Genomic DNA, 22606 nt, shown 5'->3' with positions numbered 1-22606 from the left:
GGCGCATGGATCGCTCCGCTTCACGACTGGCCGGATCGGTTCGGCGCGCCGGTCGGCGCGCCGACGGTGTACGCGTCAGCGCACGTTCCGGCGTACGAAGACGTCGCGCGCCGCGTTCGTGTCGCCCGGGACCATGTTCGCCGCGTCCGAGGTGAACGCGAACCTCTTGGCGTCGGCGCTCAGGGCGTAGGCGGGCCAGCCCTGGTCCTCGCTCTGGCCGCCGCCCCGGGGCACGTTGACGCGCCGGGTCACGCCGTCCTTCAGGTCCCGTACGTACAGCGGGCCCTTCGCCCGGTCGCCCGCGGTGAGGCCCGACGCCGAGGAGATGAAGGCGACGTGGCGGCCGTCGGGGCTGATGCGGGCCCGGTGGGAGTCGGCATCGGTCTGGCCGCCGCCCGCCTTCCTGGTGACCTTCTTGAGGGCGCCGGTGCGGGTGTCGAGGCGGTAGACGTCGCTCTTGCCGTTGGTGTCGCCGGACAGCATCGGCTCGGGGGTCTCGAAGGCCGCGTACCGCCCGTCCTTGCTGAGCGAGGGCAGCCCGACCTTGAGGTCCTTGCCGGTGGCGGACAGGTCGAGGCGCTTGGTGGTGCCGGTGTTCGCATCGTACGTGTACGTCCTGCCGCCGAGGCCGGGACGGACCTGGCCCAGGGTGTAGCCGACGTGACGGCCGTCGGCGCTCAGGCTCATCCCGCCGATGATCCAGGTGGGCTGACCGGTGACGATCTCGCTGACCCTGCGCGTCGTGCCCTCCTTGCGGTCGCGGAGGTAGATGCCCGTCCACATGCCGTCGTAGCCGCCGTCGCCGTGGTCCTTCAGGGCGGACACGAAGGCGACGTACCGGCCGTCGGCGCTGACCTCGGCGCCGACCACGTAGTCCCCGAAGACGGGCTTGTCGTCGTCGGAGAGGCTGACGATCTCGGTGCGCCCGGTCTTGCGGTCCTTCAGGAACGTGCCGCTGTACAGGCCGCCCGCCCGGTCCACCTGCGCGGAGTAGGTGACGTACCGGCCGTTCGCGCTGATCGACGGGTCGCCGGCGTGCGAGGTGTACTGCGCCCCGGAGGCCTGGAGACTGATCCGCTCGACCTTCTTGGTGCTCAGGTCGCGCAGGTAGATGTCGGTCGTGCCGTTGGTGTCGCCCCGCACCAGGTTGGTGGCCTCGGACGTGAACACGACGTAGCGGCCGTCGGCGCTGATGTCCGTGGCGTCGGAAGGCCCGTTGGCCTGGGTGCCGTTCGCCGCCACGCTCACCCGCTCGGTGCGGGGAGCGGGGGCGCGGGTGTCAGCGGCGGCCGCGGCCGGCAGGACCGCGCCCGTGACGGCGACGACGAGCGCGGCGGCGAGCGCCGCGCGGGTGGTGAGACGCATGGGTGGTTCCCCCGTGAGATGAGTGCTCGGTGCTCGTGCTTGATGCTTGGTGCCTGGTGCTTGGTGCCTGGTGCTTGGTGCTTGGTGCCTGTTGCCGGGTTCCGGTGCGTGGTGCTTGGTTCCCGTGCCTGTAGGGAGTGCCGCATGGGCACTTCTGGTTGCTAGCCGGACTGTCCGTCCTTCACTGTCCGCAGGAACACGTCCGACAACCTGTTCGTGTCTCCTGTCACCAGATCGGGCGAAGCGGAGTCGAAGGCCACGACGCTGCCGTCGTCGTTGACCGAAGGACGCCGGGCCGACAGGTCGTTGCGCCCGCCCTCGACGTCCGCGCTGATCAACTGCGCCTTGCCGGTGGCCAGTTCGCGCAGGAACACGGCGGGCACCGCGGCCTTCCCCCGGCCCGGCACCGCCGAGGTGTATGCGAGGTGCGCCCCGTCCGCGCTGAGCGAGGGCTCCGCCGTCCAGGCCTTCGCGCCGGAACCCCCGACCAGGGTGGTGGTGTCGGTGTCGAGGTCGCGCACGAAGACGTTGACGCCGCCGTTCCGGTCGCCCGGCACGAGGTTGGAGGCGCGCGAGGTGAAGGCCACGCGGCGCCCGTCCGCGCTGAGGGACGGCACGGACGAGGCCCCGTCGGCGGCGCCGCCGTCCGGCGCCACGGAGACCTTCTCGACGGTGCCGGTGTCCATGTCGCGGACGTGGACGTCGCCGCCCTGCCGGTACGCCACGTACCGGCCGTCGTAGCTGACGTCCGAGTCGCTCGCCGCGCCCGCGCCCGGCGCGTCGTCGCTGACCCGGTCGACGGTGCCGCCGTTGAACACGAAGCGGTAGATGTGCGACCGCGGCCGCTCACCGGGACCGGCGGGCGGCAGCGTGGCCGTGAAGGTGAGCCACTGGCAGGAGGGGTCGACGGCGGGCTGCCCCGCCGAGGTGAAGTGCACGCCTTGATGGCCCTGGACGTACGAGTACTTGCTCTGGGCGATGTTGTGGACGTAGGCGATCGGGCGGTTGTCCGGCAGCGGCGTGGGGGTCACGTCGGTGGACTCGGAGACGAAGCCGGTCATCCGGCCGCTGGCGCACGGCGACCCGTCGTAGGAGGGCCCGCTCGGCCAGCCGCTGATCGGGCGGGGGCCGGAGTCCGTGAGTTCGTAGACGTCCGGCTGTCCGTTGGTGTCCCGGTCCCAGACCGGCCCCTCGGCCGTGAAGGCGGTGACCCGCCCCGCCCCCATGTCCGCGTCGTACGACGCCTCCGCGAGCTGCCCGCCGCCCTGCGTCACACTGATCCGCTCCGTCGCGGCCGCCTCCTCGGCGTCCGGCCCCGCCTGCGCGGGGATCGCGCCCATCAGGGCGACGAGCACCCCGGCGGCGACCGCTCCTGCGGTAACACGCGCTCCGGCGCTCATCATCGTGTGCTCGCCCCCGGGTCGGTCGGCAGGGTGCGGACGAAGACGTCCCTGACCCCGTTGGTGTCCCCCGCCACCAGGTCGGACGAGACCGAGTCGAAGGCGACGACGCTGCCGTCGTCGTTGACCGAAGGACGCCGGGCCGACAGGTCGTTGCGCCCGCCGTCCACGTCCGCGCTGATCAACTGCGCCTTGCCGGTGGCCAGTTCGCGCAGGAACACGGCGGGCACCGCGGCCTTCCCCCGGCCCGGAACCGCCGAGACGTACGCGAGGTGCGCCCCGTCCGCGCCGAGTGCCGCGTCGTAGGTCGTCGCGCGCCGCGACTCGCCGCGCACCAGCCGGGTCGTGCCCGCGTCGAGGTCGCGCACGAAGACGTTGACGCCGCCGTTGCGGTCGCCCGCCGTGAGGTTGGAGGCGGTCGAGTCGAAGGCGACGTGGCGGCCGTCGCCGCTCAGTGAGGCGCCGGACGAGCGGCCGTTGGCCGGGCCGCCGTCCCGGGCGGTGGAGGCCTTCTCCAGGGTGCCGGTGTCCAGGTCGCGTACGTGGACGTTCCCCCCGGACTCGTACGCCACGTACCGGCCGTCGTAGCTGATCGAGGAGTGGTCGGCCCGCGCCGACGGCTCGCTGACGAGGCGGACCGTGCCGTCGTAGATGCGGTAGCGGTACACGCGCGGCTGCCGCGCGGTGCCGTCGGGGCCTTCGAGGGCGGCCGTGAACGACACCCACATGCAGTCGTCGCTCACCTTGGGCCGGGCCGCCCACGCGAAGGGCGTGCCCTCGAAGGACTGGCTGGCGCGGGAGACCTTGCCCACGGCGCGGTTGCGGACGTAGACCGTCGGGCGGGCGTCCGGGGCCGGGGTGGACGTGATGTTCGTGGCCTCGGAGACGAACGCGGTCATCCGGCCGTTCACGCACGGCGCGCCGCCGCGGGACGGGCCGTTGCCCATGCCGCGCGGGTACCCGGAGCTGATGGCGGAGTCGCCGAAGTACACGTCGGCCAGGCCGTTGGTGTCGCCCTCCCACACCGGCCCGGCCGTGGTGAAGGTGGGCCTGGCGCCGTACCCGGCGGACAGGTCCTGTCCGTACGACGGCACGGGGAGCTGGGCGCCGTTCCTGTCCACGCTCGCCCGCACCGTCGCGGGCGCGGCGGGATCCGGGGCGGCGTGGGCCGGTCCTGCGGCCGTCGCCGCGAGAACCGCGGCCGTCAGGAAAGCCGCGGTTCTCGCGGCCGTGCGTGCCGTGCTCGCCTCGCTCATGAAGGTCCCCCGTGGGTGGGTTCAGCGGGTGTGGCGCAGGAAGATGTCCGTGCTGCCGTTCGTGTCGTCCGGCACCAGGTCGGTGGCGGCCGAGGTGAAGGCGACCGCGCGGCCCTTGGCGGTGACGGCTCCGGGCACGACGGCGCCGGGGCCGACGGGTGTGCGCCTGCCGGTGCGGACGTCGAGCAGGGTGAGCGCGGTGCCGTCCGCGCCCTCGGCCAGGACGGCGTGCCGCGCGTCGGGGCTCGCGGACTCGGCGGGCCGGTCGGCGACCTCGCGGGCCGCGCCCTTGCGCACGTCGTACGCGTACGTCCGGCCCCCGGCGACGAAGAGCGCGCTGCGGCCGTTCTCGGCGAGCTGGACGAACCCCGCCTCGCCGAGGCCCTCGTCGAGCCGCGTCGTCGCCCCGGTCCTCCGGTCGCGGACGAAGAGGTCCGCGCCGTCCGCGCCGTCCGTGCCCCGGGTCACGTACGCGAGGAGCCCGCCGTCGGCGCTCAGGGACGCGGCCCCGAACCAGCTGTCGCCGCCGACCAGTTCGTCGGCTCCGGTGGCGAGGTCGCGCACGCGCAGGTTCTGGGCCGGGCGGAAGCGGTCGCCCGAGGTGTACGCGACCGTGCCGCCGTCGGGCGAGACGGCGCGGAGCAGGCCCGTGCCGTTGCCCGGCGCCCCCACGTTCACGCTCTGGCCCGTCTCCCGGTCGTACAGCATGGGCGCCGGGGACTTGGTGCCCGCCGTGTGGCCGACGCGGCGGCCGTCGCGGCTGAGCAGCGGCGTGCCCCAGGAGGAGTCGCCGTCGTTCGGGATCCGGGTCAGCTCGCCCGTGACCCGGTCCTTCAGGACGAGGCAGGTGTACGTCTGCTGGTGGCAGCGCAGCCGCTCCGCCTTGGTGGCGAAGGCGACGTACCGGCCGTCGGCGCTGATCCCCGCTTCGAGGGAGCGCCCGTCGAGCTGCGCCCCGTCGCCCCCGGTGCTGACCCGCTCGGTGCGCGGCTCCCGCGGCGGCCCGTCCGCCGCGGCGGGAGACAGGGCCGCGCCGCTCACCGCGAGCGCGAGTGCCGTGCCCAGCAGGGCTTTCGCGCACCTCATGCGCGCCTCCCCGGTCATCGTGTGTGCCGTACGAAGACGTCCGGCACGCCGTTGGTGTCGCCGGGCACCAGGTCGGTGGCGCCCGAACCGAACACGACGGCACGGCCGTTGGCGGACACCGCGCCGTGGCCCGCCCGTGCGTCCGCCGGGCCGACGTCCGTGCCGCGGCCGGTGCGCAGGTCGAGCAGGCGCAGCCCGTCGGCGGTGGAGAGGACGGCGTGGCGGCCGTCGGCGGTGGCGGACCTGGCGCGGCCGTCCGCGACGCGCTCGGTGGCGCCGGTGCGCACGGTGTGGACGTACAGGCCGCCGCGCGCGTTGAACAGGACGCGGCGGCCGTCGCGGGTGAGCCGGACCAGCTCGGCGGTGCCGAGGCCGGTGTCGAGCTGGACGCGGGCGCCGGTGGCGGGCTCCTTGAGGAAGACGTCCCCGCGGTCGTCGGGGCCTTCGCTGTAGCCGCCGATCTGGTACGCGACGCGGGTGCCGTCGTCGGCCACGGACGCGCCGCCCTTGTCGCCCTCCTCCGGCGCCGAGATCAGCTCGTCCGTGCCGGTGGTGGTGTCGCGGACGTACAGCAGGCGGGCGTTCTGATCGCCGTTGCGGTTGCCGAGGGTGTAGGCGACGCGGGTGCCGTCGGGGCTGATCGACCGCACGGCGCCGAGTTCGTTGCGGCCGGGCGGGTCGGCGGGCCAGAGCCGGGTGGTGGCGCCCGTGGCCCGGTCGTGCAGGTAGGGCGTGGCGAACCGCTTGGTGGCGGTGAGGGCGACGCGGCCGCCGTCGGTGCTGAGCAGCGGGTTGCCGTAGAGGTGGCCGCTGCCGAGGTCGATGCCGGTCAGGGCGCCCGTGCGCAGGTCCTTGAGTTTCAGGCAGTGCAGATAGGTGTCGCAGCCGAGGGCGGGCGCCCGGGTCACGAACGCGGCGTACCGCCCGTCGCCGCTGATCGCGCCGTCCGTCGAGCCGCCGTCGAGCTGGGCGCCGTCGGCGGCGGTGCTGAGGCGGTCGGTGCGGGGGGCGTGGGCGTGCGCGAGGGGGCCGGGGTCGGCGTGTGCCGTGGTGGCCGCCGTCAGTGAGGCGCCGCTCAGGGCGAGGGCGAGGGCGGCGGCCGACAGCGTCCTCGCGCGTCCGCCGCCGCCCCGCCGGGCCGTGCTCACCCGCGCGTCCACTTGAAGACGTCGTTCAGGTCGTTGGTGTCGCCGGGCACGACGTCGGTCTCCGCGGAGGTGTAGACGACGGTGCGGCCCTTGGCGCCGACCGCGCCGGGGACGGCCGTGCCGGTGCCGACGACGTGCACGCGGCCGGTGCGCAGGTCGCGCAGGCGCAGCGTCGACGCGTCGTCGGAGTAGAGGAGGTGGCGGCCGTCGGGGCCGACGGCCTTGGCCCTGGTGCCGGAGAAGTGCCTGGCCTTGCCGGTGCGCAGATCGCGTACGTAGGCGCCGTTCGCGGAGTTCAGCACCACCGTGCGGCCGTTGCCGCTGATCTCGACGAGGGTGGAGGCGGTGCCGTCGTCGACGCGCTTGAGGCTGCCGGTCCCGCGGTCGCGGACCCAGACCTGCTGGGTGCCGGAGTCCTCGTACGCCACGTAGCGGCCGGTGTCGCTGATGGACGGGTTCACCATGTCGCGGGCGGCGTCGGGCGGGCCGTCGCTGACGACCTCGCGGGTGTCGGTGGCCCAGTCGTAGACCTCGATCCGGTACGGGTCGGCGGGGTGCTGCGGGCGCAGGACGTACGCGACGTGGCGGCCGTCGGCGCTGATCTCGGACTCGCCGGAGCCCTCCTTGAAGCCCTTGGCGTCGACCCGGCGCTTCTCCCCCGTCGTCAGGTCCACCACGAACGCGTTGGTGGTGTGCGAGCCCCAGTCGAGGTACGTGGCGAACCGGCCGTCGTCGCTGACGCTCGGCGCGGTCAGGCTGTCCCGGATCCTGCTGACCTTGCGGGAGTCCTGGTCGCGGACGTGCGCGGAGCTCTGGGGCCGCGGGTAGGTGTCGGGCGTGAGGTTGGTGGCCGCGCTGCCGAAGGCGACGTGCCCGCCGTCCGTCGTGACGGTGGCGGCGCCCGAGGAGCCGTTGGCCTCGGTGCCGTCGGCGGCGACGCTGACGCGCTCCACGCGGGGCGCGGACCGCTCCCCCGAGGCTGATGGGGCGGACGGGTCGGCCGCGTGCGCGGCCGACGGTAACGCGACGGCGGCGAGCGCGGTGGTGAGCGCGGCCGCGGACAGGGTACGTACTGCTCTGCGCATGATTCCCCCCGGAATCCCCTCGGCACGCCCGCGGTGCCTCCGGGCGCGCCTCCCCCGGCCCGGCGCCGAGGGCCCACCGGGATACAAGCGCTTTCTCCGGCGCCCCGCAATCCGCAGGAGTACGTACAACCTGGACGCCCCCTCGCGCGTCCGTGGGCGAGACAGCTATCCCTGCGGGGCGAGCGTTTCGTCCAGGAACTCCCTTGCGTGGGCGAGGACTTGGTCCCTCCCGGTGCCGCGCAGGCCGATCGCCACATGGATGGAGAAGCCGTCGAGCAGCGCCCGAAGGCGGGCCGCGTACCGGTCGGCGTCGACGGCTCGGAACTCCCCGCGCGAGACGCCCTCGGCGAGCAGCGCCACCAGGTCGCGGTGCCAGGAGCCCTCGATGGCGGCCTGCCGGTCGCGCCCCTTCTCGTCCGCGTCCAGGGACCGGTTCCACACTTCGAGCCAGAGGGTCCAGTGCGGGTCGCGGTGCCCGACGGGGACGTAGAGGTCGACGTACGCGTCGAGGCGGGCGCGGGCCGGTCCCTGCCGGGCGAGCAGCCGCCCGCGCTCGGCGCCGAGCCGACCCTCGCTCCACTCCAGGGTGCGCAGGAGCAGTTCGTCCTTGGAGCCGAAGTAGTAGAGGAGGTGGCCGCTGCTCATGCCGACCTCGCGGCCGAGCGCGGCCATGGTGAGCTGTTCCAGGCCGCGGTCGGCGATCATCTCCATGGCCGCCGCGAGGACGTCCTCCCGCGGGGGCGCGTTCCTGCGTGCGCTGCGCGGGGCGCTCGCTTCGGCCACGTGGTACTCCGGCTGCTAGATCCTTGGCTGCTGCTGGGTGATGCAGTGGATGCCACCACCCCCGGCAAAGATCGTACGGGCGTCGACGAGCGTCACGGTCCGGCGCGGGAACAACCGCCGGAAGATGCCCGCGGCCAGCTCGTCGTGCGGGTCGTCGAAGGCGCACAGGACGACGCCGCCGTTGCACAGATAGTGGTTGATGTACGAGTGGTCGACCCAGCCGTCGTCGTCGGCGAGCGCGGTCGGCGCGGGCACCTCGACGATCTCCAGGGTGCGGCCGCGCGCGTCCGTCTGTCCCCGCAGTACGCCGATGACCTCGCGGCTGACCTCGAAGTCCGGGTGGGCCGGGTCCTGCTGGGAGTGCACGAGGACGACGCCGGGGGCGGCGAACGCGGCGACGATGTCGACGTGGCCGAGGGTGCCGAAGCCGTGGCCGGGGTAGTCGGCGGTGAGGCCGCGCGGCAGCCACAGGGCCTTGCGGGTACCGATGCGGGCGTGCACCTCCGCCTCGACCCGCTCCCTGGTCCAGCCGGGGTTGCGTTCGGGGCCGAGCTGCACGGTGTCGGTGAGGAGCACGGTGCCCTCGCCGTCGACGTGGATGCCGCCGCCCTCGTTGACCAGCGGCGAGGAGTGCGTCTCGGCGCCCGCGAGGTCCGCGACATGGCGGGCGATCTTCGCGTCGTGCTCCCAGCTGGCCCACTCCTGCGCGCCCCAGCCGTTGAACGTCCAGTCCACGGCGCCGAGCCGCCCGGCGCCGTCGGTGACGAAGGTCGGGCCGATGTCCCGCATCCAGGCGTCGTCCAGGTCGCGCTCCACCAACTCGACGTCGGGGCCGAGGAGTTCCCGGGCGTCCGTGGACTGCCCGGGCCCGCACACGACGGTGACCGGCTCGAAGCGGCGCACGGCGCGGGCCACCGCGGCCCAGGCGCGGCGGGACTCCGCGAGCGCCCCGGGGTCGTCGAAGGTCACGTTCGGCCCGGGCCAGGCCATCCAGGTGCGCTCGTGCGGCTCCCACTCGGCGGGCATGCGGAAGGTCATGGCTGCGGTCCTCACAGGAAGTACAGGCGGTTGAGGGAGACGGAGTCGGCGGGTGCCGAGCGGAGCGGGTCGCCGTCGAGGCTCACCAGGCCGGTGCGCTGGTCGACGTCGACGGCGCCGGTGCGGGAGTTGAGGCGCAGGTCGGCGGGGCCGATGCCGCGGGTGCCGCGGACGGCGACGCGGCGGCGCCGGGTGGGCATCAGGTCGTTGCCCTGGTCGACGGCGGCTCCGGCGACGAACGCGACGGAGATGTCGGCGGGGGTCGCGCCGTACGCGCCGAACTGCGGGCCGAGGACGAGGGGTTCGCAGGTGTCGGTGGCGGCGTTGGGGTCGCCGACGACGCCGTAGGCGGGGAAGCCGGACTTCAGCACGAGCTGTGGCTTCGCGCCGAAGAACTCCGGGCGCCACAGCACGATGTCGGCCATCTTGCCGACCTCGATGGAGCCGACCTCGTGCGCGAGGCCGTGGGCGAGGGCCGGGTTGATGGTCAGCTTGGCGACATAGCGCAGCACGCGTCCGTTGTCGTCGTGCGGCCCGTCCCCGTCCATCGGCCCCAGCTCGGCCTTCATCTTCCCGGCCATCGCGAAGGTCCTGCGGACGGTCTCACCCGCCCGCCCCATCCCCTGCGCGTCCGAGGACGTGATCCCGATCGCGCCGAGATCATGCAGCACGTCCTCGGCGCCCATGGTCCCGGCCCGGATGCGATCCCGCGCCATCGCCGCGTCACCGGGCAGGTCGGTCTTCAGATCGTGGACGGACACGATCATCCCGTAATGCTCAGCGACAGCGTCCCGCCCGAAGGGCAGCGTGGGATTGGTGGAGGAGCCGATGACGTTCGGCACGCCCGCCATCTTCAGCACGTTCGGCACGTGCCCGCCGCCGCACCCCTCGATGTGGAAGGCGTGGATGGTCCGCCCCTCCAGCACGCTCAGGGTGTCCTCGACCGACAGGCACTCGTTCAACCCGTCGCTGTGCAGGGCGACTTGGACGTCGTACTCCTCCGCCACCCGCAACGCCGTATCCAACGCCCGCGTGTGCGCCCCCATGTCCTCATGCACCTTGAAGCCACACGCCCCGCCCTCCGCCAGCGCCTCGACCAGCGGAGCCGCATCGGAGGACGAACCGCGCCCGAGGAAGCCGATGTTGACCGGCCACGCATCAAAAGCACCGAACGCGTGCCGCAGCGCCCACGGCGAGTTCACACCCACCCCCCACACCGGCCCGAACTCCTGACCGATGACCGTCGTGACACCCGAGGCGAGGGAGGCCTCCATGATCCGCGGCGACAGCAGATGCACATGCGTGTCGACGGCGCCCGCGGTGGCGATCAGCCCCTCACCGGACACGATGGACGTCCCCGTGCCGACGACCACGTCCACCCCGTCCAGGGTGTCGGGATTCCCGGCCCGCCCGATCGCGTGGATCCGCCCCTCCCGGATCCCGACCGACACCTTCCGGATCCCCAGCACCGCGTCGATGACCAGCACATTGCTGATCACGACATCGCAGGTCTCCCGCACAGCGGCGGCCTTCAGATGCAGCCCGTCACGGGCGGTCTTGCCGAACCCGGCCAGGAACTCGTCCCCCGCCGCCTGCGCGTCGGACTCCACCCGCACCACAAGCCCGGAATCACCGAGAACGACACGGTCCCCGGCCCGCGGCCCGTGCACGGAGGCGTACTCGTAAGGGTCCATCACGCGCCCTCCTCAGGGGTGCTCGCTCCGAGATAGCCGCAGGCCGCCGCCCTCCGCAACGCCTCCTCCTTCGCACCGGGCGCATCCAGCGGACCATCGACAAGACCCGCGAAGCCGATGGCCACGCGCGCACCGCCGATGGGCACAAGCCCGGCCTCCACACGCTCACCAGGACCGAAGCGCAAGGAAGAGCCCGCCGGGACGGCGAGCCGCATCCCATACGCGGCAGCCCGGTCGAAGTCCAGGCGCGGGTTGGCCTCGAAGAAGTGGAAGTGCGAGGTCACGCTGACCGGCACGGACGCGGTGTTGTGGACGGTGAGGGTGGTGACGGGCTCACGGTCCGGTGTGGGCGGGGCGGGCCGCAGCGCGCCGGGGGCGTCCGGGCCCAGCGAGCCGCCGCCGATCGGGTCGGCGACCACGGCGAGCCGCGACCCGTCGTCGAAGACGGCCTCCACGTGCACCTCGGTGACGACGTCCGCGACGCCGGGCAGCACGTCGTCGGGGCCGAGGACGGACCGCGCCCGCTCGATGGCCTCGGCGAGCCGGGCCCCGTCGCGGGCGGCCTCGCAGACGGTGTCGGCGATCAGGGCGGTCGCCTCGGGCACGTTGAGCCGGAGGCCGCGCGCTCTGCGGGCCCTGGCCAGCTCGGCGGCGCCGAAGAGCAGCAGCCGGTCGCGTTCCGTGGGGGTAAGGCGCACGCCGCCACTCCTCGCATCCGTGGGTCACCGGGTCCGGACCCGGACGCTCCGGATCGACCACTTAGAACAACACTCTAAACGTCAATCTCCCAGACCGAAAGCATTGACTCGGACGCAGCACATCCTCCACATTGAACGGCACTCAAACACCGAAGAACGATTCGAGCGAGCGTCAGGGGCAGCCCATGCCGGTGGAACAGCGCGGAGTCGACACCATCCCCGAGGAGGAACGCACCAGCGGGCCGCGAGACGTGGTCTCGATCCTCCTCGGCTCCAACCTCTGCCTCGGAGTGATCGTCTTCGGCTGGCTGCCGGTCTCCTTCGGGCTCGGCTTCTGGCAGTCGGTGAGCGCGGTGGTGGCGGGCACGCTGATCGGTACGGCGCTCACGGCGCCGCTCGCGCTCGTGTCCCTGCGGACCGCGACGAACCTGTCGACGTCGTCGGGCGCGCAGTTCGGCGTCCGCGGCCGCCTCGTCGGCTCGGTCGTCGGACTGCTCCTGTCCCTCGGCTACACCGCGCTGACCATCTGGATCGGCGGCGACGTCGTGGTCGGCACCCTGCACCGCCTGACCGGCCTGCCCGCGGGCGGCCTCTCCTACAGCCTGGTGTACGCGCTGCTCGCGGCGGCGACGGTGGCCGGGGCGGTGTACGGCTACCGGGTTCTGCTGCGGCTCTCCCGCATCCTCGCCGTCGGCATGACCGCCCTGCTCGTCCTCGGCGTCTTCGCGTACGCCCCCGACTTCACCGCCTCGGCGCTGCCCGGCGCGGGCGGGTACGCGCTCGGGTCGTTCTGGCCGACGTGGCTCCTCGCGCTCGTCGCCGCGGGGCTCTCCGGGCCCATCGCCTTCATCACCCTGCTCGGCGACTACACCCGCTATGTCTCACCCGCCCGGCACAGCTCCCGCTCCGTCCTGCGCGCCACCTGTCTCGGGCTGACCGCCGGGCTCCTCGTCCCCCAGCTCTTCGGCACCTTCACCGCGTACGCCGCCGGCGCGGCCCTCGACTACGCCGAGCCGCTGGTCTCCGCCGCGCCCGGCTGGTACCTCGTCCCGCTGCTGCTCGCCGCGTCCGCCGGGTCCGTCGGGAACGCCGGGCTGATGCTGTACTCCATGGGGCTCGACCTCGACGCGATCGTGCCGCGGGCCTCGCGGGCGCGGGCCACGTGCACCGTGGCGGTGGTGGCCGCGGGGTGCGTCTTCGTCGGGCACTTCGCCTGGGCGGCGCAGGACGCCATGACCTCCTTCGTCCTCCTCCTCACCGCCATCGGCACGCCCTGGGCGGTGATCACCCTCATCGGCTTCGTGCGCTGTCGCGGGGTGTACGACGCCGACGCCCTCCAGGTCTTCAACCGCCGCTCCCGGGGCGGGCGTTACTGGTACCGGTCCGGCTGGCATCCCGGGGCCACCGGTGCGTGGGCCCTGGGTGCGTGCGTCGGGCTCCTCGCGGTGTCCCTCCCCTCCTGGGAAGGGCCGCTGCTGCCCCTCACGGGCGGGGTGGACTGCAGTTTCCTGCTGTCGGGGGTGGTGGGGGGTGCCGCTTACGCGATGTACCCCAACCCCGCCCCTTCCCGATCCTGGGGCTCCGCCCCAGACCCCGCTCCTCAAACGCCGGAGGGGCTGTCCCCCACCCACCCGCCCCACCTACCCACAGACTGACCAACAGCCCGGCACCATCCGGCACGCGCCATGGGCGCCGTCCGGCCCGTCCGGCGATTGAGGACGAGGCGCGAAGCGCCGATTCGGCGGCGGACCGTCCCACCCGAAGGGGAACACCCACCCCCGGGGTCCAGGGGCGCAGCCCCCGCGCGGCGGAGCCGTACATTGACACAGCCGGGAAGGGGCGGGGTTGGGGAAGGCTCAGCGCAGCGTCAATACGGCCTTGCCATGCAGCCTCCGCCCCCGCAGCGCCTCCACCGCCACCCCCACATCCCCCCAGGCCCCCCGCCACGCCTCCCCCGCATCAAGCCGCCCCCCGGCCACCTCCCCGGCCAGCCACTCCAGATCCCGCCCAAGCCCCTCACACCCCAGCAGAAAGAAGCTCACGACCGCCCGATCGTGCCGCCCCTGGTCCCCGTACAGCACACCGTGCGCGAAGTGCTCGTCATCCCCACCCGAGTGCCCCACCGAGACCAACACCCCACCAGCCGCCAACTTCTCGTAGGCGGCGACCAATTGACGCCCACCCACGAGATCGACGACCCCGTCCAGGGGCACCTCGACCTCCCCGGGATCACCCACGACGGCATGCGCACCGAGCCCCCGCAGCAACTCCCCCCGCGCACCCGGGTCCCCGGTCGAGGCGACGACGTACGCACCACCCCGCCGAGCCAACTGCACGGCATACCGCCCGACGCCACCCGTGGCCCCGGTGACCAGGACCCGCCGCCCGAGCAGGGGCCCCACCCGATGCAGGGCCCGCAGCGCGCTCGCCCCGGCGACGGGGATCGTACTGATGGCCCCGAGGTCGGCCCCGTCCGGCACCACGCCCATGAACCGGGTGTCCACGGCGCGGAGTTCGGCCCAGCCGCCGTCGCCGCCGAGGGTCACCACGGGGGTGCCCACCGGGGGCCCGGAGCCGTCGGCGGCGGCCCGCTCGACGTGTCCGGCGGCGTCCCAGCCGAGGACGGCACCGGGCGCGGCACCGGGCACGACGCTCGCGACCTCGCCGTGGTTGAGGGAGGTCGCGGCGACCCGGACGAGCGCCTGGTGCGGGCCGGGTTCGGGGTCGGGAGCGGAGCCGAGGCGGAGTCCGGCGGGGGCGGTGGGGTCGACGAGAAGAGCACGCATGACGAGGTCACCTTTCACAGGCACGACACAGCGGGGCACGACAAGAGAGGCAGAGCGCGCCCGGCCAGGACACAGCACGGCAGGGCGGCGCAGGACAAGACAGGGCAGGGCAGCACAAAGCAGACAGGGCCAGGCGCGGCACCGCCGTCGCCCCGAGCCGGGGCGCAGCCCAATAGTGCCACTCAGTGGCACAAGCCATCAAGCGGCATTGGCTACCGAGCTACACTCCCCGCATGGACACCGCCCGCCCCACCCCCCAGCTCCCCCTGCGCGAACGCAAGAAGCTCCGCACCCGCCAGGCCCTGGTCGACACCGCCCTGGAGCTGTTCACGGAGCGCGGCTTCGACGGCGTCACGCTCGACGAGCTCTGCGACGCCGTGGAGGTGTCCAAGCGGACCTTCTTCCGCACGTTCACCAGCAAGGAGGACGTGGCCTGCGCGCCGCTGCACGACCTGTGGACGGCGTTCCTGGAGGAGTTGGAGCAGGCGCGACCGGGGGGCGGCCCGCTGCACGAGCTGCTGCGCGACACCCTGCTCGCGACGCTCGACCGGATGCCCGGCGAGGAGTGGGCGCACCGCGTACTGCTCAGCCGCCGCCTCGCCGCCCGCAACCCGTCGATGGACGCGCACGGCCTCGCGTTCTGCGACCGCACCGGCCGCGCCGCCCTGGACATCGTCGTACGCCGCTTCGACCTCGGCGGCACCCCGGACGACCCGGACCACCTCCGCGCGCACCTGGCCGTCGACCTGCTCGTGGCCGCCTGGCACCGCGGCCTGGACGCGTGGACGACCGGCTCGCCCGCGCCGGAACGGGCCGCTCTCGCCGCCGCGTTCCGCCGCGCGAGCGCGGCCGTACCGGAGAGCCTGGCGCTCACCGCGCGCCCCGGACCGGACCGGAACGACACGGAGGCCGGGTCCGGCAGGTGACTGCCGGACCCGGCCTCCGTGGCCGGACGATCGGGGAAAGGCTCAGCCGAGCCGGTGCATCCACCCGTGCGGGTCCGCCGCCACACCCCGCTGGACGTCCAGCAGCGCGTCCCGCAGCCTCATGGTCACCTCGCCGGGGCTACCGGCGCCCTGCGTCCACTCGCCGCGGGCGGACTTGACCGTGCCGACCGGCGTGATGACGGCGGCGGTGCCGCAGGCGAAGACCTCCGTGAGAGTCCCGTTCGCGGTGTCGGCCTGCCACTGATCGATGGACACACGCCCCTCCTCGGAGGTGTAGCCGAGGTCCCGGGCGACGGAGAGCAGCGAGTCCCGGGTGATCCCGGCGAGGAGCGACCCGGTCAGCTCCGGGGTGACGATCTTGTCGCCGTACACGAAGTACAGGTTCATGCCGCCCAGTTCCTCGACCCACTTGTGCTCGACGGCGTCGAGGTAGGCCACCTGGTCGCAGCCCTTCTCGGCGGCCTCGGCCTGGGCGAGCAGGGACGCGGCGTAGTTGCCGCCGGTCTTGGCGTCGCCCATGCCGCCGGGGACGGCGCGCACGCGGTCCTCGGAGAGCCAGATGGAGACGGGCTTGACGCCGCCGGGGAAGTAGGCGCCCGCGGGCGAGGCGATGACGACGAAGAGGTATTCGTTGGCGGGCTTCACGCCGAGCCCGGCCTCCGTGGCGATCATGAACGGGCGCAGGTACAGCGACTCCTCGCCGCCGTGCGCGGGCACCCAGTCGATGTCCTGGCGGACCAGGGCGTCGCAGGCCTCGAGGAAGGTCTCGACGGGCAGCTCCGGCATGGCCATGCGGCGGGCGGAGGCCTGGAAGCGCCGGGCGTTGGCCTCGGGGCGGAACAGGGCGACGGAGCCGTCGGGCTGGCGGTAGGCCTTCAGGCCCTCGAAGATCTCCTGGGCGTAGTGCAGGACGGTCGTCGCCGGGTCCAGGGAGAGCGGGCCGTAGGGCACGAGCTGGCCGTCGTGCCAGCCGCGGCCCTCCGTCCAGCGGATGGTCACCATGTGGTCGGTGAAGTGGCGGCCGAACCCGGGGCTGGCCAGGACCGCCTCGCGCTCCTTGGCGGAGACCGGGGTCGAGGAGGGCTTGAGCTCGATCGTGGGCGTCGTCATGGTTGCGTGTCCTTCACCGGTTTGTGTGTGACGGACCGCGCCGAGACCCGTACGCGCGCGTTCCTCGCGGCGTCCGGGCATGCGCCGTTTCGCGGCCCCACGTTCGATTATCGCTCGCGGGACGACCTGGACGAAACGGCGGCCTGGGGCGGCCCTGGGTTCGATGGTGACACCCGGGGGCCGCAAACGAGAAGCCGCCGGGTGCTGGTGCGACCCGGCGGCTTGCTGTGACGGAGCTGGCGGCCGGCGGATCAGCCCGCTACGCGTACGGCGAGCGCGTCGCCGATCTCGTCGGTGGTACGAGTGGTGTCACCGCGTCCGCCGAGGTCGGCGGAGACGGCCTCCTCGACGCGGTTCGCCTCGTTGTCGTACCCGAGGTGGCGAAGCAGCAGGGCGACGGACAGCACGGTGGCGGTCGGGTCGGCCTTGCCCTGGCCCGCGATGTCGGGCGCCGAGCCGTGCACGGGCTCGAACATCGAGGGGAACTCGCGGCCCGGGTTGATGTTGCCGGAGGCGGCGACGCCGATGCCGCCGGAGACGGCCGCGGCGAGGTCGGTGATGATGTCGCCGAAGAGGTTGTCGGTGACGATCACGTCGAACCGGGCCGGGTCGGTGACCAGGTAGATCGTGGCCGCGTCGACGTGGATGTAGTCGGTGGTGACGTCGGGGAACTCCTCGGCCACCTTGTTGAAGACGTTCGTCCACAGGTGGCCCGCGAAGGCGAGCACGTTGTTCTTGTGGACCAGCGTCAGCTTCTTGCGCGGGCGGGCCTGCGCGCGGGCGAAGGCGTCCCGGACGACGCGCTCGACGCCGAAGGCCGTGTTCACGGAGACCTCGGTGGCGACCTCGTGCGGGGTGCCCTTGCGGATGGTGCCGCCGTTGCCGGTGTAGGGGCCCTCGGTGCCCTCGCGCACGACCACGAAGTCGATCTCGGGCTGGCCCGCGAGCGGCGTGGCCACGCCGGGCAGCAGCCGGGACGGGCGCAGGTTCACGTGGTGGTCGAAGGCGAAGCGGAGCTTGAGCAGGAAGCCGCGCTCCAGGACGCCGGAGGGGACCGAGGGGTCGCCGATGGCGCCGAGCAGGATCGCGTCGTGCTTCTTGAGGTCCGCGAGGTCGGCGTCGGTGAGGGTCTCACCGGAGGCGTGATAGCGGCGGGCCCCGAAGTCGTACTCCTTGGTCTCCAGCTTCACATCCTGCGGGAGGACGGCGTTGAGGACCTTGAGCCCCTGGGCCACGACTTCCTGGCCGATCCCATCTCCGGGGATCACTGCGAGATTGATGCTGCGAGACATGACGGCACCGTACTCCTCGTCCCATCCAATGACATTCCCTGTCCGCCATACGGACAGCCCGGCTGGCGGCCGACGGCCGGCGGACGGCGGTTTCCGCGCGTGCGCCACCACATGGACACGCATCCTTCACCTGTACGTCCGGCCTGAGTTGGATGCCCCTGGGAAGTTCCCTGGTCATGGACACCCCCAACGTCGGGCTCCCGGACGAGCTCGCGAGCCGCCTGAGCATGCAGGAGCAGCACGAGTACCTGCGCGGGAAGTTCTCGCGCCGCAAGGTGCTCGCCAGTTCCTTCGCGACGGCGGGCGTCGCGGGCGGCATCGGCCTGCTCGCGGGCAGCTCGGGCAGCGCGTACGCCGAGCGCCCCACCGCCACGTCCCCGCTCGCGGCCGCGCGCGGTCCGGTGCGGGTCGACGGAAAGCTGGTCGCGCCCTTCGGCCGCCATCTCGCCTTCGGCGCAGACCCGAAGACCCAGATGCGGATCTCCTGGCAGGTGCCGTTCGCGGTCAAGTCCCCTTACGTACGGGTCGGTCTGAAGCCCTGGGAGCTGAGCCGGAAGATCGAGGCGGAGGTGCGCGACCTGCACACGCCGTCCCTGTCGAAGAAGCTCCCGAAGGTCGAGCAGTACTACCTGCATGTGGCGCTCGACGGTCTGAAGCCCGGCACCACGTACTACTACGGCGTCGGCCACGACGGCTTCGACCCGGCGTCGCCGGAGCGGATGGCCACGCTCGGCTCGTTCCGCACGGCGCCCGCGCGGCCGGAGACGTTCGTCTTCACGGCCTTCGGCGACCAGGGCGTGAGCTACGAGGCGCTGGCCAACGACCAGTTGATCCTGGGCCAGAACCCGTCGTTCCATCTGCACGCGGGCGACATCTGCTACGCGGACACCACGGGCCACGGCAAGGAGGGCGACACCTACGACGCGCGCGTGTGGGACCAGTTCCTCGCGCAGACCGAGTCGGTGGCGAAGTCCGTGCCGTGGATGGTGACGACCGGCAACCACGACATGGAGGCGTGGTACTCGCCGAACGGCTACGGCGGCCAGTCGGCCCGCTGGTCGCTGCCCGAGAACGGCTTCGACGCGAAGAACGCGCCGGGCGTCTACTCGTTCCGCTACGGAAACGTCGGCGTCGTCGCCCTGGACGCGAACGACGTCTCGTACGAGATACCCGCCAACAAGGGCTACACGGACGGCAAGCAGACCGCCTGGCTCGACAAGCGGCTCGGGCAGCTGCGCGCCGACGAGGACATCGACTTCATCGTGGTGTTCTTCCACCACTGCACGTACTCCACGGCGACGCACGGCTCCGACGGCGGGGTGCGCGACGCGTGGTTGCCGCTGTTCACCAAGCACCAGGTGGACCTGGTGATCAACGGCCACAACCACGTCTACGAGCGGACCGACGCCATCAAGGGCGGCGAGGTCGGCAAGCCGGTGCCGGTCGGCGCGTCGACCGATCCGACGCGCGACGGCATCGTGTACGTCACCGCGGGCGGCGCCGGCAAGGACCTGTACAGCTTCCCGGTCGGGGTCGACGACAGCTACGAGGGCCACGAGAAGGACGAGGGCACGATCCTCACCTTCCACTGGACCAAGCTGCGCCTGCCCGATCCGGACACGGTGCAGTGGTCACGGGTGCGCTACACCGGCTTCTCGTTCCTCGCGGTGGAGGTGACGGCCGGGGCCGACCCGAAGCTCACGGTCTCGGCGCTCGCGGAGAGCGGCGAGCGCGTGGACCACTTCGAGATCAGGCGCGGTAAGTAGCGCGCCCCCTTTGGGCAGCGGCAGCGGAGAAGGGGCGGGCGGGGCTCAGTGCCCCGTCTCGCCGCCGTTGTCCCTGCGGTCGAGGGCCCGCTGCAGGGCGGCGGCGGCGTTCTTGCGCTCGGACTCGCTGGTTCGGACGGAGTGGCGGACTCGGCGGGCGGTCGTCTCGGCCATGGGAAATCGACTCCTTAGATCGCATCCGGGAGTGCGGATCCACGTACGCACGGTCGTACGCGGAGAAGGGGGTTACGAGACATCCCCCACTACCTAATGGGTGTGGGGAGACCCCAAGAGAGGCCGGGGAGCGTGGGCCGCAGGGTTCGCCTGCGCGGGGCCCGGCTCGCAGCCGCCAATCGCTTGATCGAGCGAGACGTTCGGCTCCTACAAAGCTAAGACAGCTTCGGCCACTTGTCTCTACAGTTACTCGGACTTCCTACTATCTGAGACGGCTCTCACCGGGTCGGCCGACTCCGCTTCCGCTTCCGGGCGCTCCCGAAGCGCCCTGAGCTCCCGGATGAGGGCCCGGACGGCCAGCGATCCGGCCAGCTCAGGCGTGGTGACATAGCCCACGGAGCGCGTCGGCCTGTCGGCGCCGAGATCGGTGACCTGCACCGTCGGCGGCGCTCCGGTCAGGGACAGGGCGGGCATGATCGCCATGGCGTGCCCGGCGCTCACCATCGCGAGCACCGCCCCGTCGTCCTCGGTCTGCGTGGTCGCCCGCGGGATCCAGTCCTGGCCCGCCCACCAGTCGCGGGTGTACGAGGTGCAGTTCTCGGCCCAGTCCACGAGCGGCAGGGAGCGCGGGTCGGGGTGGCCCGCCGGGTGCACGAAGGAGTAGGGCTCCTCGACGAGTACGCCGCCGACCAGTCCGGGCGGGATCGGCGAGCTGGTGCCGATGGTCGCGATGCCGAGGTCCGCGCGGCCGTCGGCGACCTCGCCCGCGGTGCCGCGGCCCAGCTCACGGACGACGCGGACCTCGGGCTCCAGGCCGGGGTGGCGGGCGCGCAGGTTCGCGAGGGCGGGCGGCAGCAGGTGCAGGGCGGCGCTGCGGAAGGCGGCGATGCGCAGGGGGCCGGTGAGGGCGGGCGCCCCGGGGCCGTCGGCGGTGCTCGCGGCACGCGCGGCGCCCCGGGTCTCGGCGACGAGGGTCTCAAGGAGCCGCAACACGCGGCGCGCGTGGGCGGCGGCCCGCTCGCCCGCCGGGGTGGGCGTGGCGCCCTTGCGGCCGCGTTCGAAGAGCACCGCGCCGAGCTTGTGCTCCGTACCGCGCACCGAGTGCGACACCGCCGACTGCGTGAGGCCGAGGTCCCTGGCGGCGCCGGAGAAGCTCCGGGCGCGCTCGACGGCGACGATGATCCGCAGTTCGTGCGGGGCGAGGTCGGGCTCGGCCACTGGTTCCCACCTGGTCTCTCTGATCCTGTCCGGGCCCTCTACCGAGCCTCCCATGAGGAGCGCTCATGGTTCGGCGCGTTCCATGAACCGAACCCTCTGCCGCTCCCCCGCATTCCCCGCTTACGGTCGGCTCCATGAACAGCATCTCCGGCGCCCCCGCCCGCACCGTCCACCAGATCGCCCGCCCGCACGGCTTCCCCACCCCCGATGACTTCGCGTTCGTGGAGTCCGCGGTGCCGGAGCCCGCGCCGGGCACGGCCCTGGTGGAGAACCTCTACTGGTCCGTCGACCCCTACCACCGCGAGATGATGGACGGCGAGTTCACCCTGAACGCCCCGCTGGAAGGCCGCACCATCGGCCGCGTGACCGCCTCCCGGACGCCGGACATCGCCGAGGGCGAGATCGTCTTCCACCGGCAGGGCTGGCGCACCCACGCGGTGGTGACCCCGGAGGAGGTCCGGCGCCTGCCGCGCTTCGACGGGGTGCCGCTGTCGGCGTACATGAGCATCCTCGGCGGCACGGGCCTGACGGCGTACGTGGGCCTGACCCGGATCGCGAAACTGCGCGCGGGCGAGGACCTGTTCGTCTCCGCGGCGGCGGGCGGCGTGGGGACGGCCACGGGGCGGCTCGCGCGGGTCATGGGCGCGGGCCGGATCGTCGGCAGCGCGGGCTCCCCCGCGAAGGTGGCGTATCTGACGGAGCAGGTCGGCTACGACGCCGCCTTCGACTACCACGCGGGCCCTGCCGTGGACCTGCTCGCGAAGACCGCCCCCGACGGTGTGGACGTGTACGTCGACAACGTCGGCGGCGAGCAGTTGGAGGCGGCGATCGAGGGCCTGCGGGAGTTCGGCCGGATCGTGCGGATCGGCACCGTCGCGCAGTACAACGACCCCGAGCCGCTGTCCGCGCCCCGCAACCTCACCGAGATCGTGGAGAAGAGCCTGCGCATGGAGGGCTTCCACGTGCGCAACCACCGTCATCTGCAGGACGAGTTGTACGACTTCGTGGTGCCGCATCTGCAGAGCGGCCGGATCGGACTCGACGAGACGATCGTGGACGGCTTCGACCAGATCGTGACGGCGTTCCTGGGGATGCTGCGGGGCGAGAACGTGGGCAAGATGATCATCCGCGCGACGCCCGCGTAGCGGTACCGCGCGGCCGTCCCCCCACGGGCGGGCCGGGCCCTAGAACACGTCCCCGTCCCGCCAGTCGATGAGCAGTTCGTGGGCCGGGTCGAGGTCGGCGCCCCACAGCATCGGCGGGTCCTCGTCCGGCATGGAGACCGGGCCCTCGGGGCCGAGCGTGCCGACGCGTCCCGGCCAGGTCACCCAGCCGTGCGCGCGGTACAGCTTCTCGCCCTCGTCGGACGGCGAGAGGACGCCGAGGTCGTGGCCGCCGTCGACGATCCGCTCCAGGGCGCTCATCACCTGGCCGCCGAGGCCCTGGCGCTGCCGGTCGGGGCGCACGGCGACGTTCTCCACGTAACCGACGCGCAGGGAACGGCCGTTGTGCAGGACGCGCCGCTGGACGACACAGCCGTGGGCGAGCAGCGTGCCGTCTCCGTCGTGCACGAGCGCGTGCATGCCGCCGAGCCCGTGCGCCCAGTCCTCGGCGCTGAAGTCGCCGTCGAAGGCGAGGTCCATCAGGGCGCGGGCCGCGTGGAGTTCGGCGGCGGAGAGGTCGGCGGTGTGGGCCGTGCGCAGCACGGCGTCGCCCGTGGGAAGGGAGTCGGCTGGGGTGATCACGGACCTACCGTACTC

20 protein-coding genes are annotated in these 22606 nt (G+C 72.9%); 4 read left to right on the top strand and 16 right to left on the bottom strand.

Going from position 1 to position 22606, the window contains the following annotated elements; genetic code table 11:
• Positions 1 to 75: 75 nt before the first annotated feature.
• The 10 genes from ACZ6AA_RS06000 to ureA all read right to left on the bottom strand — a co-directional run bounded on the left by ACZ6AA_RS06000 (position 76) and on the right by ureA (position 11553).
• Positions 76 to 1365 carry a TolB family protein gene (locus ACZ6AA_RS06000; RefSeq protein ID WP_471456464.1) on the bottom strand — a complete coding sequence of 430 codons (1290 nt, stop codon included), beginning with the start codon at positions 1363 to 1365 and terminating at the stop codon, positions 76 to 78.
• Positions 1366 to 1526: 161 nt separating this feature from the next.
• A complete protein-coding gene (locus tag ACZ6AA_RS05995) occupies positions 1527 to 2768 on the bottom strand; it encodes a TolB family protein (RefSeq protein ID WP_471456462.1) in 1242 nt (413 codons plus the stop codon).
• Positions 2765 to 4021, bottom strand: a complete 1257-nt coding sequence (locus ACZ6AA_RS05990; protein ID WP_471456460.1) for a TolB family protein — start codon at positions 4019 to 4021, stop codon at positions 2765 to 2767. The genes ACZ6AA_RS05995 and ACZ6AA_RS05990 overlap by 4 nt, the downstream gene beginning before the upstream one ends.
• Before the next feature lie 21 nt (positions 4022 to 4042).
• Positions 4043 to 5107: a hypothetical protein gene (locus ACZ6AA_RS05985; protein WP_471456458.1), complete on the bottom strand. Its 1065-nt coding sequence runs from the start codon at positions 5105 to 5107 to the stop codon at positions 4043 to 4045.
• A 14-nt stretch (positions 5108 to 5121) separates the two neighbouring features.
• Positions 5122 to 6255: a hypothetical protein gene (locus tag ACZ6AA_RS05980; RefSeq protein WP_471456456.1), complete on the bottom strand. Its 1134-nt coding sequence runs from the start codon at positions 6253 to 6255 to the stop codon at positions 5122 to 5124.
• Positions 6252 to 7340 carry a protein TolB gene (locus ACZ6AA_RS05975; protein ID WP_468452050.1) on the bottom strand — a complete coding sequence of 363 codons (1089 nt, stop codon included), beginning with the start codon at positions 7338 to 7340 and terminating at the stop codon, positions 6252 to 6254. The genes ACZ6AA_RS05980 and ACZ6AA_RS05975 overlap by 4 nt, the downstream gene beginning before the upstream one ends.
• Before the next feature lie 165 nt (positions 7341 to 7505).
• Positions 7506 to 8051: a TetR/AcrR family transcriptional regulator gene (locus tag ACZ6AA_RS05970; RefSeq protein WP_468452615.1), complete on the bottom strand. Its 546-nt coding sequence runs from the start codon at positions 8049 to 8051 to the stop codon at positions 7506 to 7508.
• Between the two features lie 87 nt (positions 8052 to 8138).
• Complete coding sequence (locus tag ACZ6AA_RS05965) at positions 8139 to 9161, bottom strand: agmatine deiminase family protein (protein ID WP_468452052.1); 1023 nt, start codon at positions 9159 to 9161, stop codon at positions 8139 to 8141.
• Between the two features lie 11 nt (positions 9162 to 9172).
• The gene (locus ACZ6AA_RS05960) at positions 9173 to 10855 is read right to left on the bottom strand and encodes an urease subunit alpha (RefSeq protein ID WP_468452054.1); all 1683 of its coding nucleotides are present in this window, start codon (positions 10853 to 10855) and stop codon (positions 9173 to 9175) included.
• Entirely contained in the window at positions 10855 to 11553 is a 699-nt protein-coding gene (gene ureA / locus ACZ6AA_RS05955) for an urease subunit gamma (RefSeq protein WP_471456453.1), read from the bottom strand. The genes ACZ6AA_RS05960 and ureA overlap by 1 nt, the downstream gene beginning before the upstream one ends.
• Positions 11554 to 11738: 185 nt before the next feature.
• Here ureA and ACZ6AA_RS05950 point away from each other — a divergent pair, with 185 nt between their 5' ends.
• On the top strand, positions 11739 to 13208 hold the full coding sequence (locus tag ACZ6AA_RS05950) for a cytosine permease (protein ID WP_471456451.1): 1470 nt from the start codon (positions 11739 to 11741) through the stop codon (positions 13206 to 13208).
• Between the two features lie 201 nt (positions 13209 to 13409).
• On the opposite strand, the gene ACZ6AA_RS05945 is transcribed toward ACZ6AA_RS05950, so the two are convergent.
• A complete protein-coding gene (locus ACZ6AA_RS05945; RefSeq protein ID WP_468481952.1) occupies positions 13410 to 14339 on the bottom strand; it encodes a zinc-binding dehydrogenase in 930 nt (309 codons plus the stop codon).
• A gap of 233 nt (positions 14340 to 14572) precedes the next feature.
• On the opposite strand from ACZ6AA_RS05945, the gene ACZ6AA_RS05940 reads away from it, so the two are divergent.
• On the top strand, positions 14573 to 15265 hold the full coding sequence (locus ACZ6AA_RS05940; protein WP_471456448.1) for a TetR/AcrR family transcriptional regulator: 693 nt from the start codon (positions 14573 to 14575) through the stop codon (positions 15263 to 15265).
• Positions 15266 to 15307: 42 nt separating this feature from the next.
• On the opposite strand, the gene ACZ6AA_RS05935 is transcribed toward ACZ6AA_RS05940, so the two are convergent.
• Both ACZ6AA_RS05935 and ACZ6AA_RS05930 read right to left on the bottom strand, forming a co-directional pair.
• Positions 15308 to 16396, bottom strand: coding sequence for a branched-chain amino acid aminotransferase (locus tag ACZ6AA_RS05935; RefSeq protein ID WP_468452064.1), 1089 nt, complete (start codon positions 16394 to 16396; stop codon positions 15308 to 15310).
• Positions 16397 to 16647: 251 nt separating this feature from the next.
• Entirely contained in the window at positions 16648 to 17688 is a 1041-nt protein-coding gene (locus tag ACZ6AA_RS05930) for a 3-isopropylmalate dehydrogenase (protein ID WP_468452066.1), read from the bottom strand.
• A gap of 176 nt (positions 17689 to 17864) precedes the next feature.
• On the opposite strand from ACZ6AA_RS05930, the gene ACZ6AA_RS05925 reads away from it, so the two are divergent.
• On the top strand, positions 17865 to 19454 hold the full coding sequence (locus tag ACZ6AA_RS05925) for a purple acid phosphatase family protein (RefSeq protein ID WP_471456446.1): 1590 nt from the start codon (positions 17865 to 17867) through the stop codon (positions 19452 to 19454).
• Between the two features lie 45 nt (positions 19455 to 19499).
• On the opposite strand, the gene ACZ6AA_RS05920 is transcribed toward ACZ6AA_RS05925, so the two are convergent.
• Both ACZ6AA_RS05920 and ACZ6AA_RS05915 read right to left on the bottom strand, forming a co-directional pair.
• Positions 19500 to 19628 carry a hypothetical protein gene (locus ACZ6AA_RS05920; RefSeq protein ID WP_468452070.1) on the bottom strand — a complete coding sequence of 43 codons (129 nt, stop codon included), beginning with the start codon at positions 19626 to 19628 and terminating at the stop codon, positions 19500 to 19502.
• A gap of 246 nt (positions 19629 to 19874) precedes the next feature.
• Complete coding sequence (locus ACZ6AA_RS05915) at positions 19875 to 20846, bottom strand: LysR family transcriptional regulator (protein WP_471456444.1); 972 nt, start codon at positions 20844 to 20846, stop codon at positions 19875 to 19877.
• Positions 20847 to 20980: 134 nt separating this feature from the next.
• Between ACZ6AA_RS05915 and ACZ6AA_RS05910 the strand changes: the two genes are divergently transcribed.
• Positions 20981 to 21991, top strand: coding sequence for an NADP-dependent oxidoreductase (locus tag ACZ6AA_RS05910; protein ID WP_471456442.1), 1011 nt, complete (start codon positions 20981 to 20983; stop codon positions 21989 to 21991).
• A gap of 39 nt (positions 21992 to 22030) precedes the next feature.
• On the opposite strand, the gene ACZ6AA_RS05905 is transcribed toward ACZ6AA_RS05910, so the two are convergent.
• A complete protein-coding gene (locus ACZ6AA_RS05905) occupies positions 22031 to 22591 on the bottom strand; it encodes a GNAT family N-acetyltransferase (RefSeq protein WP_468452076.1) in 561 nt (186 codons plus the stop codon).
• Positions 22592 to 22606 lie beyond the last annotated feature (15 nt).

The sequence above is a fragment of the Streptomyces sp. NPDC040610 genome, assembly GCF_055594065.1.
Note: the sequence above shows the minus strand (reverse complement) of the source record. Positions and strands in the feature narration are given on the sequence as shown.

Bases quoted from the DNA above. Each gene is read 5' to 3' on its own strand.
- ACZ6AA_RS06000 (WP_471456464.1), bottom strand. From the start codon at position 1,365: ATGCGTCTCACCACCCGCGCGGCGCTCGCCGCCGCGCTCGTCGTCGCC.
- ACZ6AA_RS05995 (WP_471456462.1), bottom strand. From the start codon at position 2,768: ATGATGAGCGCCGGAGCGCGTGTTACCGCAGGAGCGGTCGCCGCCGGG.
- ACZ6AA_RS05990 (WP_471456460.1), bottom strand. From the start codon at position 4,021: ATGAGCGAGGCGAGCACGGCACGCACGGCCGCGAGAACCGCGGCTTTC.
- ACZ6AA_RS05985 (WP_471456458.1), bottom strand. From the start codon at position 5,107: ATGAGGTGCGCGAAAGCCCTGCTGGGCACGGCACTCGCGCTCGCGGTG.
- ACZ6AA_RS05975 (WP_468452050.1), bottom strand. From the start codon at position 7,340: ATGCGCAGAGCAGTACGTACCCTGTCCGCGGCCGCGCTCACCACCGCG.
- ACZ6AA_RS05970 (WP_468452615.1), bottom strand. From the start codon at position 8,051: ATGGAGATGATCGCCGACCGCGGCCTGGAACAGCTCACCATGGCCGCG.
- ACZ6AA_RS05965 (WP_468452052.1), bottom strand. From the start codon at position 9,161: ATGACCTTCCGCATGCCCGCCGAGTGGGAGCCGCACGAGCGCACCTGG.
- ACZ6AA_RS05960 (WP_468452054.1), bottom strand. From the start codon at position 10,855: ATGGACCCTTACGAGTACGCCTCCGTGCACGGGCCGCGGGCCGGGGAC.
- ACZ6AA_RS05950 (WP_471456451.1), top strand. From the start codon at position 11,739: ATGCCGGTGGAACAGCGCGGAGTCGACACCATCCCCGAGGAGGAACGC.
- ACZ6AA_RS05945 (WP_468481952.1), bottom strand. From the start codon at position 14,339: ATGCGTGCTCTTCTCGTCGACCCCACCGCCCCCGCCGGACTCCGCCTC.
- ACZ6AA_RS05940 (WP_471456448.1), top strand. From the start codon at position 14,573: ATGGACACCGCCCGCCCCACCCCCCAGCTCCCCCTGCGCGAACGCAAG.
- ACZ6AA_RS05935 (WP_468452064.1), bottom strand. From the start codon at position 16,396: ATGACGACGCCCACGATCGAGCTCAAGCCCTCCTCGACCCCGGTCTCC.
- ACZ6AA_RS05930 (WP_468452066.1), bottom strand. From the start codon at position 17,688: ATGTCTCGCAGCATCAATCTCGCAGTGATCCCCGGAGATGGGATCGGC.
- ACZ6AA_RS05925 (WP_471456446.1), top strand. From the start codon at position 17,865: ATGGACACCCCCAACGTCGGGCTCCCGGACGAGCTCGCGAGCCGCCTG.
- ACZ6AA_RS05920 (WP_468452070.1), bottom strand. From the start codon at position 19,628: ATGGCCGAGACGACCGCCCGCCGAGTCCGCCACTCCGTCCGAACCAGC.
- ACZ6AA_RS05910 (WP_471456442.1), top strand. From the start codon at position 20,981: ATGAACAGCATCTCCGGCGCCCCCGCCCGCACCGTCCACCAGATCGCC.